The organism is Aquicoccus sp. (genome assembly GCF_041686535.1).
GTDB lineage: Bacteria > Pseudomonadota > Alphaproteobacteria > Rhodobacterales > Rhodobacteraceae > Aquicoccus.
In genome coordinates this window covers 1-15,018 of the sequence record NZ_JAWLDS010000076.1, presented here as the reverse complement: position 1 = coordinate 15,018, position 15,018 = coordinate 1, and the positions used below count along the sequence as shown (strand labels likewise).

The following is a 15,018-nucleotide window of genomic DNA, read 5'->3' as shown; positions in this document are numbered from 1 at the left end:
GCTTTGGGGCTGGCGCCCGCGGATTCCGCCGGAACGCGAGCCGGTGGCCCAGGTTGGCGTTGGCGCGCTGGCCGGGGCGATGGGGGGCTTTTCGGGCACATGGGGGCCACCCACCGTGCTCTTCCTGACCGCGCTCGACACGCCCAAGCTCGACCAGGTGCGCATCCAGGGGGTGCTTTACGCGCTGGGCTCTGTGGTGCTGAGCGCGGCACATGTCGGCTCGGGCGTGCTGCGCTGGGAAACGTTGCCCTTCGCGTTTGCGACGCTGCCGCCCGCGCTTTTCGGCATGTGGATCGGGTTCAAGCTGCAGGACAGGATCGACCAGCGCCTGTTCCAGCGCGCAACGCTCATCGTGCTGATCTTTGCCGGGCTGAACCTCATTCGCCGCGGGTTGATGGGGTAAAGGCCCCCCGCGCCACGCGCCGTTCTCTTTCTTGGGCAAAATACTCAAAGGCGCCACATTCGCCCAATGGCAGGGCGCCCCGATCCTTGCGAACCGGGGGCTGCGATGATCTGTCCCGCCTGCGGGCTTACCCGATGGCGGCGGCCTTCACGTCGTCGTCGATATAGGGCACGTATTGCGCGAAATTGTCGGCGAACATCTGAACCAGTTTCGCGGCCTGCGCGTCATAGCCTTCCTTGTCGGCCCAGGTCGCGCGCGGGTCGAGCAGCGTGGCATCGACGCCCGGCACGGTCACCGGCACGTCGAAACCGAAATTCGGATCCTTGCGGAAGGTCGCCTCGTTCAGCGATCCGTCAAGTGCGGCGGTCAGCAGCGCGCGCGTGGCGTGGATCGGCATCCGCGAGCCGGTGCCATAGGCGCCGCCGGTCCAGCCGGTGTTGACCAGCCAGCAGGTCGCACCATGCGTGGCGATCTTGTCGCGCAGGAGGTTGCCATAGACCTCGGGACGGCGCGGCATGAAGGGGGCGCCGAAACAGGTCGAGAACGTGGGCTCGGGCTCGGTCACGCCGCGCTCGGTGCCGGCGACCTTGGCGGTGAAGCCCGACAGGAAGTGATACATCGCCTGCGCCGGGGTCAGCCGCGCGATCGGGGGCAGCACGCCAAAGGCGTCGCAAGTCAGCATGATCACGTTTTTCGGGTGTCCGCCCATCCCTGTATCCGAGGCGTTCGAGATATAGTCGAGCGGATAGGCGCAACGCATGTTCGCGGTCAGCGCGTCATCTTCGAAATCGAGAACGCGGGTTTCGTCATCAAACACCATGTTCTCGATCACCGTGCCGAATTTCGACGTGGTGGCAAAGATTTCCGGCTCGGCCTCGGCATCGAGGCCGATCGTCTTGGCATAGCAGCCGCCCTCGAAATTGAAGGTGCCGCGATCCGACCAGCCATGCTCGTCATCGCCGATGAGCGTGCGCGCCGGATCGGCCGAAAGCGTGGTCTTGCCGGTGCCCGACAGGCCGAAGAAGACGGCGGTGTCGACCGGGTTGCCGGTGGCGTGGTTGGCCGAGCAATGCATCGGCATGACGCCTTTCTCCGGCAGCAGGTAGTTGAGCAGGGTGAACACGGATTTCTTGTTCTCGCCGGCATACTCGGTGCCGCCGATCAGGATCAGCTTGCGGTCGAAATTGAGCGCGATCACCGTGTCGCTGCGGCAATCGTGACGCGCCGGATCGGCCTTGAAACCGGGGCAGTTGATGACGGTGAAATCGGCGATATAGCCTTCGAGCGCCGAGCGTTCGGGGCGGCGCAACAGGTGGCGGATGAAAAGCCCGTGCCAGGCCAGTTCGGTGACCATGCGCACGTTGATCGCATGGGCCGGGTCGGCGCCGCCGATGAGGTCCTGCACGTAGTAGCTGCGCCCCTTCATGTGATCGAGCATGTCGGCATAGAGGGTGTCGAAACCTTCCACGCTCATTTCGGCATTGTTTTCCCACCAGATCTGGTCGGCGACGCTTTCGGTGCGCACCACGTGCTTGTCCTTGGGCGAGCGGCCGGTGAATTTCCCGGTCGCGACAAGAAAGGTGCCGCCATTGCCGAGATGGCCTTCGCCATTGCGCAGCGCGGCTTCGATCAGTGCCGGCTCCATGAGGTTGTAATGGACATCTCCCAGCCCGGTAATGCCTTGATCCTCAAGCTGGAAATTGGGGTTTACCCGTCCAAATGTCATCTGCCAATGCTCCTTCAAGTGCCTGCGCTTCCGGACCGCGCGCGCATCTCGCGCCCCGGTGTCCGGGTCTGGTCGAGCCCTGCCTTCGCATTCGGAGCCGGGTTGCGGGCGCGGCCCCGTGGTGCGGCGGGTCCCACGACCGGCCCGATAACGCGCCTCTTAACATGTCGTTTCCGGTCAGGAACAGGACGGTTTGGCGCAGTTAGCGCAACCAAGCCCAAGTTAGCGCCACCAAACGCGGAGATGCGACGAAATGTGAGGCAAATTAGCCATTGTTAAGACATTTCAGTGTCAAAATCGGCCCTGCGGCGGGGGTGATTCGCAGTTTGGGATTGATTGTAAAGGTCAAAAGGGCGAGTGTGAGCGAAAAATCAGGTATAAAGAGCAGTAGAAGGATTTCGGACATGTCGAAAATCGCCCTTGTGGACGATGACAGGAATATCCTGACATCCGTGGCCATGACTCTCGAGGCGGAAGGGTTCGAGGTCGAAACCTATCACGACGGGCAACAGGCGCTGGACGCGTTCAACCGCAAGCTTCCCGACATGGCGGTTCTTGACATCAAGATGCCGCGTATGGACGGGATGGACCTGCTTCAGCGGCTGCGCCAGAAAACCCAGATGCCGGTAATTTTCCTGACCTCCAAGGACGAGGAGATCGACGAGGTTCTGGGGCTGCGCATGGGCGCGGACGATTACGTGAAAAAGCCTTTTTCCCAACGGCTTCTGGTCGAGCGTATCCGCGCGCTTCTGCGCCGGCAGGATGCAGTCGCGGGCGACATCGTGGGCGATACCGAAGAGACCAAGGTGATGGAACGCGGCGAGTTGCGGATGGACCCGCTGCGCCACGCGGTCGCCTGGAAGGGGCAGGACGTGTCGCTGACCGTGACCGAGTTCCTGCTGTTGCAGGCGCTGGCGCAACGGCCCGGTTTCGTCAAGTCGCGCGACCAGTTGATGGACGTGGCCTATGACGATCAGGTCTATGTGGATGACCGCACCATCGACAGCCACATCAAGCGTCTGCGCAAGAAGATGCGCAGCGTCGATCCGGAATTCTCGGCGATCGAGACGCTTTATGGAATTGGCTACCGCTACAACGAAGAATAGGCGGGGCGGGCAACCGGGCCGGATCGGCCCGATCGAGGGGTGAGCGTGCGCGACATGGCGCCAGAACGCGATGGTGATATTGTTCTGGGGGACGATTTCGTCACCCCCGGAAGCACCGTTGACGACGAGCTGCGTGCCAGCCGCGAGAAGCGCGGCCTGTTCTCGCTCAAGGGCTCGCCGCTGGCGCGCAAGATCATCACCTTCAACCTGATCGCACTCAACGTGCTGGTCGCTGGAATCCTCTATCTCAACTCGTCGCGCGACGGGCTGGCGCAGCAGCGCGCGCGCGGGTTGATGGCCGAGGCCACGCTGATCTCCAACGTGTTCGAGGCGGCGATCCCCTCGGAAACGCCGGTCGATTTCGCGGCCGGCGACGGGGTCGACGTGAACAAGGTTCTCGACGGGCTGGCGCTGCGGCAAGGGGTGCAGGTGTTCGTGTTCGACAGCGCGGGCTCGCTGGTCGGGACGGTTGGCGGGCGCGGCATCGGCGCGGCCTTCGACGATCCGCCCGAGGCCAGTCGCACGGTTCTGACCGACGGGTTGAGCTGGCTGTGGGAAAAGATCACCATGATGTCGGGCAGCGAACCCGCGGCGCAGGTCCTGATCGCGGTCGAGGATCAGGCGCGTGATCTGGTGGCATCGACCCTGCGAAATGGCCCGCAGGTCGCGCCGGGCGGTTTGGGCGAGGGGCGTGTCTTTACCGTGGCCACCCCGGTCAAGCAGGAAGGTGAGTCCGTCGCGGTGGTGGCGCTCGCGGCCACCTCGGGCGAGATCGACCGCCTTGTCCGGGGGGAACGCGAGCGGGTGCTGCAGATGTTCATCGTCGCGACGCTGGTGTCGATCGGGTTGAGCCTCGTGCTGGCCTCGATCATCGCCAACCCGATTTCCGACCTGGCCGCCGCTGCCGAACTCGGGCGCGACCGCGACAATCGCAAACGGCGCACCGGCGGGCGCATCCGCATCCCCGATCTGACGGCGCGGCCCGACGAGATCGGGCGCCTGTCAGGCGCGCTGCGGGGCATGGTGGCCGCTCTTTACGACCGGATCGACAGCAACGAACAATTCGCCGCCGATGTCGCGCACGAGATCAAGAACCCGCTGGCCAGCCTGCGCAGCGCCGTGGGCAGCCTGCGCATGGTCAAGAAGCAAGAGCATCGCGACAAGCTGCTCGACGTGATCGAGCATGACGTGCGCCGCCTCGACCGGCTGGTGAGCGACATCTCGAACGCTTCGCGGCTCGACAGCGAGCTGGTCAAGGAAGAGCAGGAGAGTTTTGACCTGCTCAAGATGCTGGGCAACCTGTGCCAGTTCCTGGGCGAGGATGCCAAGAAGAAGGGTATCGACTTCATCACCGATCTGCCGCAGGACCCGATCGTGATCAACGGGCTCGAGGCGCGGCTGGCGCAGGTCTTTGTCAACCTGATCACCAACGCGATCTCGTTCTGCGAAGAGGGTGACGCGATCCGCGTCTGGGCGCGCAAGCGCGAGAACCGGGTGCTGGTCGTGGTCGAGGATACCGGCCCCGGCATTCCCGAACAGGCGCTCAGCAACATCTTCAAACGGTTCTATTCCGAACGCCCCGAAGGCCAGTTCGGCAACAATTCGGGGCTTGGCCTCGCGATCTCGAAACAGATCGTCGAAGCGCATGATGGCGTGATCTGGGCCGAGAACATCCGCCCCACCGATGCCGACGCCGTCTCGGAGCCGCTGGGCGCGCGGTTCGTCGTCGGCCTCCCGCTCTGACCCATGGCGCAGGCGCCGGAACACCGCGAGGTTTTCCATGGAAGTTGCGTCGCCGTCGACGGGCGCGGGATCCTCATGCTCGGGGCGTCGGGGGGGGGCAAGTCGGCCTTGGCGCTCAGGCTCATGGCGCTTGGCGCCGGGTTGGTTGCCGATGACCGGGTGATCGTGACGCGGGCGGATGCCGGGCTGATCGCGACCTGCCCGCCCGCGATCTCGGGCCTGATCGAGGCGCGATTCGTCGGCCTGCTCGGGGCGGCGCCGGTCGGGCCGGTGCCGCTGGCGCTGGTCGTCGATCTCGACAGGGCCGAGACTGAGCGACTTCCGCCGCGTCGCAGCAAATCGGTTCTGGGCCTCGAGCTGCCTTTGCTTCACAATGTCGAGACAGGTCATTTTCCGGCCGCGATCATGCAATATCTCAAGGGCGGTCGCAGCGACTGACCGTTTGACTGCAACTCGGAGGCTAGGATCATCATGTCCGAAAATCGGCCCCACGCCCCGGATCATCCCGTTGCGCGTCCGGGCGATGCGCCGGCCGATTCGCAAAACCGGCTGCGCCGCGTTCTGGTGACCGGCCCTTCCGGGGCTGGCCGCTCCACCGCGATCCGGGCGCTCGAGGACCTGGGATACGAGGCGATCGACAACCTGCCGCTGTCGCTCATGCCGCGGCTGCTGGAGGGGCCGGGGCATGACCGGCCGCTGGCACTGGGGATCGACACACGGAATCGCGAGTTCTCGGCCAATGCCCTGATCGAATTGATCGACGCCATGGGGCATGGCCCCGGTCAGCGGCTCGAAGTGCTCTATCTCGATTGTCGCGAGGACGTGCTGCTGCGGCGCTTTTCGGAGACCCGCCGCCGTCATCCGCTGGCGCCGGCCGAGAGTCCGGAGCTGGGCATCGCGCGCGAGTTCGACCTGTTGATGCCGGTGCGCGCGCGGGCCGATATCCTGATCGACACCTCGGATCTGACACCGCATGACCTGCGCGCCGAGGTCGAAGGCTGGTTCGCCCCCGACCCTCAGGGGCGGCGGCTGGCCGTGTCGGTCAACTCCTTCTCCTACAAGCGCGGGCTGCCGCGGGGCATCGACATGGTGTTCGATTGCCGCTTTCTCAGGAACCCCTATTGGGAGCCTGACCTGCGCATGTTCGACGGGCGCGATGCGCGCGTTGCAGGTCATATCGCGACGGACCCCCGCTTTGCCGAGTTCTTCGACCGCGTGGCAGGATTGGTGCGGATGCTGCTGCCGGCACATGCCGAGGAGGGCAAGGCACATCTGTCGGTTGCGTTCGGCTGCACCGGCGGGCAACACAGGTCGGTCGCATTGGCCGAAAAGCTGGCCAAGACCCTTGCAGAGGAGGGCTGGCCGGTGTCAATAAGGCACCGCGAACTGGAGCGCCACGCAAGCGCCCCGTCGCGACCTTGACCGGAGGCACGAGAGGAAATGAGCGAGGAACCACAGGCGTGATCGGGATCGTGATCGTGGCGCATGGCGGGCTGGCCCGGGAATACCTGGCCGCGGTCGAGCATGTGGTCGGCGTGCAGAAGGGGGTGCGATCGGTGGCCATCGCGGCCGATTGCGACCGTGCCGCGAAACAGGCCGAGATCTGCGAGGCCGCCGACGAGGTCGATCAGGGCGACGGCGTGGTGGTGGTGGTCGACATGTTCGGCGGCTCGCCGTCAAACCTCTCGCTGATGGCCTGCGCGCAGGAAAAGCGCCGGATCCTCTACGGGGCGAACCTGCCGATGCTGATCAAGCTTGCAAAATCCCGCCATCTGAACGTGCCCGAGGCGGTGCGTCTGGCCATGGATGCGGGGCGCAAGTATATCGACAGCCAGACCATTTCAGCCGGGTGACAAGGATCGACGCAAGCCCATGAGCGAAACCACTCTGCGCCAGTTGACGATCGTCAACGAAAAGGGGCTGCATGCCCGCGCCTCGGCCAAGCTTGTCGAGGTGGTCGAGGGCTTCGACGCCCATGCCGAGATCATAAAGGACGGGATGAGCGCCAGCGGCGACAGCATCATGGGCCTTTTGATGTTGGCAGCGCCGAAAGGAAGCACTATTGACGTGCAGGTGACCGGACCCGATGCCGAGGCGCTGGCCGATGCGCTGGCGGCGCTGGTGGCGGACCGGTTCGGCGAGGACAACTGACCGGCGCCGCGCAGGCGGCGCCAAGGAAGGATACGGGGTTTCGCCCAAGTGGTAGATCGCACCCAGGACAGACCCAGACAGGACGGGCTTGGGGGCCCGGGTCCGCTCGATGCCAACATGCACGCCGATCCGGCCGAACCGACGGTGCGGCATGACCGGCGGTCGCTGACCTATGCCAATTCCTTTGACAGCCCGTTGCGTGCGACGGCAATTCGCAGCATCGAATGGCTGACCGGCAAGATCAGGATCATTCGCATGGTCCGCGAATTCGAACGGCGCGGCGCGCCGCGCGGCCAGGCATTCTGGCCCGCCGCGCTTGACGTGATGGGCATCCCGCTGGGCACGCCCGAGGAACAGCTTGCGCGGATTCCGAAGGAGGGGCCGGTCGTGCTGGTCGCCAATCACCCGCATGGCCTCGTCGACGGGATGATCCTGGCCGAGCTGATCGGGCGGGTGCGACCGGATTACAAGATCCTGACCCGCGCGCTGTTGACGGGTATCGACGAGGTCGCATCGTCCTTCATGATCCCGGTGCCGTTTCCCTACGAGGATGACGCGCAGCGCAAGTTCGTCGAAATGCGCGGCCGGGCCATGGAGCATCTCAAGGCGGGGGGGCTGGTCACGCTGTTTCCCTCCGGGGTGGTGGCCTCGTCGGATTCGATGTTCGGGCCGGTGATCGAACGCGAATGGAATGTCTTTACCGCGCAGATGATTCGCCGGTCGGGTGCACAGGTCGTGCCGGTGCGGTTTACCGGGTCGAATTCGCGGCTCTACCAGATCGCCAACCGCATCTCGGCCACTTTGCGACAGGGGCTGTTGCTGCACGAGATCGTGCACAGCTGCAACAAGCCGCAATCGCCGGTGATCGGCCACCCGGTCCCGCCCGAGAAGCTCGAAGAGGTCAAGACCGACCCGCGCGGCTTCATGGCGTGGTTGCGCGCGCATACCCTCTCGCTGGAGGACTGAGCGCGCGGCGAAAGGCCCGATGCGTCAGCGTGTGGGCACCGGCGTCTCGCCGCGGTAGTCATAGAATCCTCGGCCCGCCTTGCGGCCCAGCCATCCGGCCTCGACATATTTCGTCATCAGCGGACAGGGGCGGTATTTCGTGTCGGCCAGCCCGTCATGCAGCACGTTCATGATCGCAAGGCATGTATCGAGCCCGATGAAATCCGCGAGTTCGAGCGGCCCCATGGGGTGATTGGCCCCCAGTTTCATCGCCTGGTCGATCGAGCGCACGTTGCCGACGCCCTCGTAAAGCGTATAGCAAGCCTCGTTGATCATCGGGATCAGGATGCGGTTGACGATGAAGGCCGGAAAATCCTCGGCAGAGGCGGCCGTCTTGTCGAGCCGTTCGACCACGCCAAGGCAACTCTTGTAGGTTTCCTCGTCGGTGGCGATGCCGCGGATCAGCTCGACCAGTTTCATCAGCGGCACCGGGTTCATGAAGTGAAACCCCATGAATTTCTCGGGACGGTCGGTGCGTGCGGCCAGCCGCGTGATCGAGATCGACGAGGTGTTCGAGGTCACGATCGTCTCGGGGCGCAGATGCGGGATCAGCCCTTCGATGATCTTGTTCTTGATCGCCTCGTTCTCGGTCGCGGATTCGATCACCAGGTCGCTGTCGCCCACCCGTGCCATGTCGAGTGTGGGGTTGATGCGCCCGAGCGCGCGCTGCATGTCCTCTTCGGTGATCTGGTCGCGCCCGACCTGGCGGGCCATGTTCTTCTCGATCCGGGCCATCGCCGAATCAAGCGCATCCTGGTCGATGTCGTTCAGGGTCACGTCATAGCCCGCAAGTGCCATCACATGGGCGATCCCGTTGCCCATCTGTCCCGCGCCGATCACGCCCACCTTGTGAATGTCCATCGCCTGTACCCTCTCGTTCTGCCCCGGCGACAATAGGCGCGCGCGGGCGGGCAGGGCAAGGGCGGGCTTGGGCGCAGACCGGGAAAATTCACGCCAAATTCGCGCGTTAGGGAAATGGCAATCCCCGTCGGTGATTCTGCATCCGGGTGAGACAGAAATGGTGGGTGAGATGACCTTCGCGACTCCGGGGGGGCGGTCCCTTGACTATCAACCGTGCAATTACGGCGACAGCGGGCTGTCATTCCGCGGGCCGAAACGCGATCTTGGTGGCGACTACCTGGCCTTTCTCGGCGGGACCGAGACCTATGGCAAGTTCATTGCCCGGCCCTATCCGGCCCTTGTCGAGGCCGCGACCGGGCTGACCTGTGTCAATTTCGGGCTGAACGCTGCGGGGCTCGATGTCTATCTCAACGCGCCCCGGGTTCTCGATGTGGCGGCGCGGGCGCGGATCTGCGTAGTTCAGGTCATGGGGGCGCAGAACCTCAGCAACCGGTTCTACGCGGTGCATCCGCGCCGGAACGACCGCTTCATCCGGGCCTCGCAACTGATGCAGACGATCTTTCGCGAGGTGGATTTTACCGAGTTCCATTTTACCCGCCATATGCTCGGCCGGCTTGCCACGGTCGCGCCGGAACGGTTCCGGCTGGTCGTGGACGAGGTGCAGCAGGCCTGGGTGGCGCGGATGGGCACGCTCCTGACCCGGCTTGAGACCGAGGTCGTGATGGTGTGGTTCGCCGATCATGCGCCCGAAGAGCGGATGGACCCGACCGGCGCGGAACAGGACCCGTTCGGTATCGAACGCTGGATGATCGAGCGACTGCGCCCGCGCGTGGCCCGGATGATCGAGGTTGTGGCAAGCCCGGCCGCACTGGCACATGGCACGGACGGGATGATCTATTCCGACATGGACGAGCCGGTTGCGCGCGGCCTGATGGGCCCGGCCGCCCATGACGAGGCCGCAGGCGCGGTGGTGGACGCGCTGGCCGGTCTCCTGCAATGAAAAAGGGCCCGCCGGTGGTGGCGGGCCCCTGTCGTGTTCGGTGCGCTTCTGCGCCCCGTATCAGAGCTTCTCGATCAGTTCGGGCACGGCGGTGAAGAGGTCCGCCACGAGGCCGTAATCGGCGACCTGGAAGATCGGGGCCTCTTCGTCCTTGTTGATCGCGACGATGATCTTGGAATCCTTCATCCCCGCCAGGTGCTGGATCGCGCCCGAGATACCCACGGCCACGTAAAGCTCGGGTGCGACGACCTTGCCGGTCTGGCCGACCTGCCAATCGTTGGGCGCATAGCCCGAATCGACCGCGGCGCGGCTTGCACCGACCGCGGCGCCCAGCTTGTCGGCCAGTTGCTCGATCAGCTTGAAATCGTCCTCGGACCCGACACCACGGCCACCCGAGACGACGACGCCCGCGCTGGTAAGCTCGGGGCGGTCGCTTTCGGCCACCTTGTCCTCGACCCATTCCGACAGGCCGGGATTGTCGGCGGCGCCAATGGTCTCGACCGTGGCCGAGCCACCGTCGCCGGCGGCATCGAAGGTCGATGTGCGGAAGGTGATGACCTTCTTGCCATCGCTCGATTTCACCGTCTGCACCGCGTTGCCGGCATAGATCGGGCGCTCGAACGTGTCGGCGTCGACCACGCCCGAGGCATCCGAGATCACCATCACGTCGAGCAGTGCGGCAACCCGCGGCATCACGTTCTTGGCGTCGGTCGTGGCGGGGGCGACGATATGGTCGTAATCGCCAGCCAGTGACACGATCAGCGCGGCGGTGGGCTCGGCCAGGCGGTGGCCGAGGCTGGCATCCTCGGCGACCAGCACCTTGGACACGCCGTCGATCTTGGCGGCGGCTTCGCCCGCGGCGGCGGCCGAGGCACCCGCGCAGAGCACGGTCACGTCGCCCAGTGCCTTCGCGGCGGTCACGGCCTTGGCGGTGGCGTCCAGCGACAATTCGCCGTCGTTCACTTCACCCAGCAAAAGAACAGCCATTACACGACCCCCTTCTCTTTGAGTTTTGCCACGAGCGTATCGACATCGGGCACGATCTCACCGGCCTGCCGCGCCTCGGGCTCACTCGTTTTCACGATTTCCAGCCGCGGCGTGACATCGACGCCGTAATCCTCGGCGGTCTTCTCGTCGAGCGGCTTTTTCTTGGCCTTCATGATGTTGGGCAGCGACGCGTAGCGCGGCTCGTTCAGGCGCAGATCGACCGTGACGATCGCGGGCATCTTGACCTTGATGGTCTGCAAGCCGCCATCGACCTCGCGGGTCACAACGGCACTGTCGCCGTCGATGTCGAGCTTGGAGGCAAAGGTGGCCTGGCTCCAGCCCAGAAGCGCCGAGAGCATCTGCCCGGTAGCGTTCATGTCGTTGTCGATCGCCTGTTTCCCGGCGAGAACGAGGCCCGGCTCTTCTTCCTCCACCACCTTGGCGAGGATCTTGGCCACGGCCAGCGGCTCGATATCCTGGTGCACGTCATCGGCGGCCACGACCAGGATGGCGCGGTCGGCCCCCATGGCGAGCGCGGTGCGCAGCGTTTCCTGCGCCTGTTTCACACCGATCGACACGGCCACGACCTCTTCGGCCTTGCCGGCTTCCTTGAGGCGGATCGCCTCTTCGACAGCGATCTCGTCGAAGGGGTTCATCGACATTTTGACATTGGCAAGATCGACACCCGATCCGTCCGACTTGACGCGGACCTTCACGTTGTAGTCGATCACGCGTTTGACAGGCACAAGCACCTTCATTGGCGTTCTCTCCTTCACATCCCAGATACCACCCGCGAAAGAGTGCGCGGGTCGATTCCAACTCTCCGGGTTCTGTTACAGGCTCGTGGCGCGTTGAGACAGGGAAAAATCGTCACGTGCGTGTCATTCGACGTCGCGTTCGGGAGTTTTTGCGGGTGTCGTGGCGGCCGGAAGCGAGGCTGCCGCAAGGGAACCCGAAGGCACCGGGGGACGCGCGAGAGCGACGCCCACCCACCCGCCCCGTCGCTCTCGCGCGTCTGTGCGCGGAGGCCGGGGTGCGGGCCGATAGGCAAGATGAGTATTGCGGGCAAGATGAAGGAGCGGGATCAGCGGTTGGCGCCGGGCACCCAGAGAACGTCGGCCCGGCCGCCGTCATTGGCGATTCGTGCGGCGACGAAGAACCAGTCGCTCAGCCGGTTGAGGTATTTCACGGCCGCGGCGTTCACATCCTCGATGCCGGCCAGCTCCACCGCGCAGCGTTCTGCCCGGCGCGCCACGGTGCGGCAGAGATGGAGATGGGCGGCAAGCTCGGAGCCGCCGGGCAGGATGAAGCTGCGCAGCGGTTCGAGTTCGGTGTTCATCGCATCGATCTCGGATTCGAGCCGCGTGACCTGCGCCTCGGCCATGCGCAGGGGGGGGTATTCGGCCTCGGCATCCTTGTCCATGTCGGGGCGGCACAGGTCGGCCCCGAGATCGAAAAGATCGTTCTGGATCCGGCTCAGCGCGGTGTCGGTGTCCCCGCTGGCGTGCAGCCGGGCCAGGCCCAGCGTCGCGTTCAACTCGTCCACCGTGCCATAGGCGGCGACCCGCAGGTCATGCTTGACCCGGCGCGAACCGTCGCCCAGCGCGGTATCGCCACCATCGCCGGTACGTGTGTAGATTTTCGACAGAACCACCATGGCCTCAACCTCCTGAGCGCATCCAGACAAAGAGAAGAATGAGCGCGATCGCCACCGCCTGCGCCCCGATCCGCCAGCGCATCACCTTGTTGGCATGCTTGCGGTTGAAATCGCCGCCCTTGGCAAAGCCGCCGACGCCGATCATCAGGATGATCAGCACCGCGACACAGGCGAGCGCGGCAACCCAGAACAGTGGATCGTTGGCCATCTGCGGCTCCTTTCGCTGCGTTGTGCCCTGTCTAGAGGATCAGCGCGGCAAAGCGAAGGGGTGATCTGGCCCGCTGCGTCATTACGCCAGCAGGCCGTCGTGCCTTCATTGCACCGCGTCCTCCTGATGGTCGTCACCCCGGAAAAGCGCGCCCCGAACGATGAGGCCGGGGTTGCGGGCATGTCCGGATCGCGGGGATGAACGGCCGATCGCGTTGCGTTTTCATCCCCTCGAGATCAGCCAGTCGAGCGCGCGGGTCGGCAGGATGCGCCGCGCCGCCCCCATCAGGTAGGTGGGCGTGGTCACGTAGTAGCGCGGGCGCGGGCGGCGGGATTCGAGCGCGTGGGCAAGCTTGCGGGTCACGGCAGAGGCGGGCAGTTCGAACCGGTCGGGGCCGCGCGCGATGTAGAGCCGCTTGAGCAGGCTGTCCCGGTATTGCTCGGCGCGCGCGCTCGATTCCCAGTCGATCCAGCGCTCGAAATGCGGGATCGAGTTCTCGCGGATCTTCGAGGTGACGGGGCCGGGTTCGATGGTAATGACGTGAAGGGGCGTGTCACGCATCTCGATTCGCAGCACATCGGTGAGCCCTTCGAGCGCGAATTTCGTCGCCACGTAGGCCCCGCGCCAGCGCATCGGCACCAGCCCCAGCACCGACGAGCAGTTGACGATCCGGCCATGTCCCTGCGCGCGCATCACCGGGATCACCCGGCGGGTCAGGTCGTGGACGCCGAAGAGATTGGCCTCGAAGATGCTGCGCAGGCCATCTGTGGGCAGATCCTCGACCGCGCCGGGCAGGGCGAAGGCGCCGTTGTTGAAAAGCGCGTCGAGCCGCCCGCCAGTCGCCTCCAGCACCTCGGCCAGCCCGCTTTCGATGCTGGCCGCGTCCGCATGGTCGATCAGCGGCGCGTCAAACCCTTCGTCGCGCAGGCGCGCGCAATCCCCGGGTTTGCGGCAGGCGGCAAAGACCTGCCAGCCGCGCGCGCGCAGGCCGTGGGCCGCGTCATGACCGATGCCGCTTGAGCAGCCGGTAACAAGGATGGATCTGCCTGTCATTCGAGGGGTGCCATGGGGTCTCCGTCGCGCGCTGCCGGGCTATGCGAATTTGCCGGACGTTGCAACGGATTGACGCTCAGTCCGTCGCCAACAGAAGCCGCTCGGCCATCCAGCCCGATACTTCGCTGTCATTGACCTGCAGTTCAACCCAGCCCAGCCCCGGATCGTTGAGCACCTCGACCCGCGTGCCCTGGGGCAGGCTGTCCACGATACCGAATTGCATGCCTGGCCCGCCGCGCAGGTTCACGCGGGCGCCGCTCACCACGCGGATGTCCCGTGACGTGGCGGGTTCGGGCGATTCGCTTGCCTCGATCCGGTTGCCGGGGGCTTCATCGGTCAGCCGGGCCTTGCCGGTGACGATGTCGATGGCCAGCGCCGCCTGTTCTTCCGGGCTCAGGTCCGGGGAAATCCCGGTCCCGCTCAGCACGTTGCGATTGTTGTCGCTCCGCACGGGCTTGGAGACGCCGCGACCGGTGGAATCGGGCCGGGTGCTGAGCGTCAGGTGCCGGCGCTTGTCGCCAGGTGCCGCCTTGGGCTCGGCGGTGCCGATCAGGACAACCTGTGCATTGTCATCTTCACTGGCGGCCTCCGCCCCGGCGCTTGTGGGCGGGTTGTGCGCGGTCCGGGCTGCTTCGCGCGCGATTTGCGCGCGTTGCGCCTGTTTCTCGGTCTTCGCGTGGATCTCGGCGCGTACCGCCTGGAGCGAGCCGTCGCGTGGTGCATATTCGACCCCGCCGCTCAACTCGAAGAACGCCCACCCGAGAAATCCGAATGTCATCACGATAAAGCGCCACATGGCAGCGAACCCCCAATTACCCAACGATAGACCCGACTTGACCGTTCAGACCCCCACACTCCTTCCTGTATACATGCTTATATATATGATTCGCCCTGATCCATGCATGGGAAGCGGCTGAGCTTTTTCGCCTGATGCGGGAATACATCATGCCTGCATCATGCGACGATGCAGAGACAGCCGGGGAGCCCCGACGCGCGCACAGGGCCCCGGCGGTCTCGGGACGATGCCGAGACGCGATCACGCTTGATGGCCTTCATCCGCATCGCTAAAGAACGCGCATGAGCGATTTGCTGGACGATCCCGACGACCAGGTGCCCGA

General features: G+C 65.0%; 17 protein-coding genes. 9 read left to right on the top strand and 8 right to left on the bottom strand.

The window, feature by feature from the left end; genetic code table 11:
• Positions 1 to 403: TSUP family transporter (locus ACESL9_RS13650; protein WP_372674986.1), on the top strand; the 403-nt coding region annotated here is incomplete at its 5' end.
• A 127-nt stretch (positions 404 to 530) separates the two neighbouring features.
• Here ACESL9_RS13650 and ACESL9_RS13645 read toward each other — a convergent pair.
• Positions 531 to 2,129, bottom strand: a complete 1,599-nt coding sequence (locus ACESL9_RS13645) for a phosphoenolpyruvate carboxykinase (protein ID WP_372674985.1) — start codon at positions 2,127 to 2,129, stop codon at positions 531 to 533.
• Between the two features lie 404 nt (positions 2,130 to 2,533).
• Here ACESL9_RS13645 and ACESL9_RS13640 point away from each other — a divergent pair, with 404 nt between their 5' ends.
• From ACESL9_RS13640 to ACESL9_RS13610, 7 genes are all read left to right on the top strand, one after another.
• Positions 2,534 to 3,235 carry a response regulator transcription factor gene (locus ACESL9_RS13640; RefSeq protein WP_372674984.1) on the top strand — a complete coding sequence of 234 codons (702 nt, stop codon included), beginning with the start codon at positions 2,534 to 2,536 and terminating at the stop codon, positions 3,233 to 3,235.
• 54 nt (positions 3,236 to 3,289) lie between these two features.
• Complete coding sequence (locus tag ACESL9_RS13635; protein WP_372615067.1) at positions 3,290 to 4,978, top strand: sensor N-terminal transmembrane domain-containing protein; 1,689 nt, start codon at positions 3,290 to 3,292, stop codon at positions 4,976 to 4,978.
• Between the two features lie 3 nt (positions 4,979 to 4,981).
• Positions 4,982 to 5,416 (top strand): HPr kinase/phosphorylase, encoded by a 435-nt coding sequence (locus ACESL9_RS13630; RefSeq protein ID WP_372615058.1) that lies wholly within the window; start codon positions 4,982 to 4,984, stop codon positions 5,414 to 5,416.
• 33 nt (positions 5,417 to 5,449) lie between these two features.
• The gene (gene rapZ / locus ACESL9_RS13625; protein ID WP_372674983.1) at positions 5,450 to 6,400 is read left to right on the top strand and encodes an RNase adapter RapZ; all 951 of its coding nucleotides are present in this window, start codon (positions 5,450 to 5,452) and stop codon (positions 6,398 to 6,400) included.
• 38 nt (positions 6,401 to 6,438) lie between these two features.
• The gene (locus ACESL9_RS13620; RefSeq protein WP_372615056.1) at positions 6,439 to 6,831 is read left to right on the top strand and encodes a PTS sugar transporter subunit IIA; all 393 of its coding nucleotides are present in this window, start codon (positions 6,439 to 6,441) and stop codon (positions 6,829 to 6,831) included.
• Between the two features lie 19 nt (positions 6,832 to 6,850).
• Complete coding sequence (locus ACESL9_RS13615) at positions 6,851 to 7,129, top strand: HPr family phosphocarrier protein (protein ID WP_372615055.1); 279 nt, start codon at positions 6,851 to 6,853, stop codon at positions 7,127 to 7,129.
• Positions 7,130 to 7,246: 117 nt separating this feature from the next.
• Complete coding sequence (locus ACESL9_RS13610) at positions 7,247 to 8,095, top strand: lysophospholipid acyltransferase family protein (protein WP_372615066.1); 849 nt, start codon at positions 7,247 to 7,249, stop codon at positions 8,093 to 8,095.
• Between the two features lie 24 nt (positions 8,096 to 8,119).
• Here ACESL9_RS13610 and ACESL9_RS13605 read toward each other — a convergent pair whose 3' ends face one another.
• Positions 8,120 to 8,995: a 3-hydroxybutyryl-CoA dehydrogenase gene (locus ACESL9_RS13605; RefSeq protein WP_372615054.1), complete on the bottom strand. Its 876-nt coding sequence runs from the start codon at positions 8,993 to 8,995 to the stop codon at positions 8,120 to 8,122.
• A gap of 169 nt (positions 8,996 to 9,164) precedes the next feature.
• Here ACESL9_RS13605 and ACESL9_RS13600 point away from each other — a divergent pair, with 169 nt between their 5' ends.
• The gene (locus ACESL9_RS13600) at positions 9,165 to 9,995 is read left to right on the top strand and encodes a DUF6473 family protein (RefSeq protein WP_372615053.1); all 831 of its coding nucleotides are present in this window, start codon (positions 9,165 to 9,167) and stop codon (positions 9,993 to 9,995) included.
• Positions 9,996 to 10,055: 60 nt separating this feature from the next.
• Here ACESL9_RS13600 and ACESL9_RS13595 read toward each other — a convergent pair whose 3' ends face one another.
• From ACESL9_RS13595 to ACESL9_RS13570, 6 genes are all read right to left on the bottom strand, one after another.
• Entirely contained in the window at positions 10,056 to 10,982 is a 927-nt protein-coding gene (locus ACESL9_RS13595) for an electron transfer flavoprotein subunit alpha/FixB family protein (protein ID WP_372615052.1), read from the bottom strand.
• Positions 10,982 to 11,740 (bottom strand): electron transfer flavoprotein subunit beta/FixA family protein, encoded by a 759-nt coding sequence (locus ACESL9_RS13590; protein ID WP_372615051.1) that lies wholly within the window; start codon positions 11,738 to 11,740, stop codon positions 10,982 to 10,984. The genes ACESL9_RS13595 and ACESL9_RS13590 overlap by 1 nt, the downstream gene beginning before the upstream one ends.
• 326 nt (positions 11,741 to 12,066) lie before the next feature.
• Positions 12,067 to 12,639: a cob(I)yrinic acid a,c-diamide adenosyltransferase gene (locus tag ACESL9_RS13585; RefSeq protein WP_372615050.1), complete on the bottom strand. Its 573-nt coding sequence runs from the start codon at positions 12,637 to 12,639 to the stop codon at positions 12,067 to 12,069.
• 4 nt (positions 12,640 to 12,643) lie between these two features.
• Positions 12,644 to 12,847, bottom strand: coding sequence for a twin transmembrane helix small protein (locus ACESL9_RS13580; RefSeq protein ID WP_372615049.1), 204 nt, complete (start codon positions 12,845 to 12,847; stop codon positions 12,644 to 12,646).
• 222 nt (positions 12,848 to 13,069) lie between these two features.
• Complete coding sequence (locus ACESL9_RS13575; RefSeq protein ID WP_372615048.1) at positions 13,070 to 13,900, bottom strand: SDR family NAD(P)-dependent oxidoreductase; 831 nt, start codon at positions 13,898 to 13,900, stop codon at positions 13,070 to 13,072.
• Positions 13,901 to 13,976: 76 nt separating this feature from the next.
• Positions 13,977 to 14,696: an SH3 domain-containing protein gene (locus ACESL9_RS13570; RefSeq protein WP_372674982.1), complete on the bottom strand. Its 720-nt coding sequence runs from the start codon at positions 14,694 to 14,696 to the stop codon at positions 13,977 to 13,979.
• Positions 14,697 to 15,018 lie beyond the last annotated feature (322 nt).